Raw genomic sequence first — 271 nt, forward strand, 5'->3', positions numbered from 1 at the left:
TAATGAACTAAACAATGTCTATAACGGGTTCCATTATCGGGCCGCTGGACCTCTTGGAATGCTAGACTGGTGTTACTGAAGATTTTCGGTGATTGAAATTTAATGCATTCATTATTATTTAGAAAATGAGGCCCTTGATTTCATCGTATAATACAAGTACAAGAGCACCACCAGTACCCCTGAGGACGTTGGAGAAAGCACCCTTGAAGAAGGCGGAGCCACCTTCAGTCTTGGCAATGACTGACCAGCAGTGGAGTGTGTTCTTATAGAC

General features: G+C 43.2%; 1 protein-coding gene. It reads right to left on the bottom strand.

The window, feature by feature from the left end; translation table 11 throughout:
* Nucleotides 1-118: 118 nt before the first annotated feature.
* Nucleotides 119-271: MC/SLC25 family protein (locus L9G74_RS24170; RefSeq protein ID WP_500142673.1), on the bottom strand; the 153-nt coding region annotated here is incomplete at its 5' end.

Origin of the sequence: Shewanella electrica (genome assembly GCF_022321485.1) — a bacterium.
GTDB classification, from domain to species: domain Bacteria; phylum Pseudomonadota; class Gammaproteobacteria; order Enterobacterales; family Shewanellaceae; genus Shewanella; species Shewanella electrica.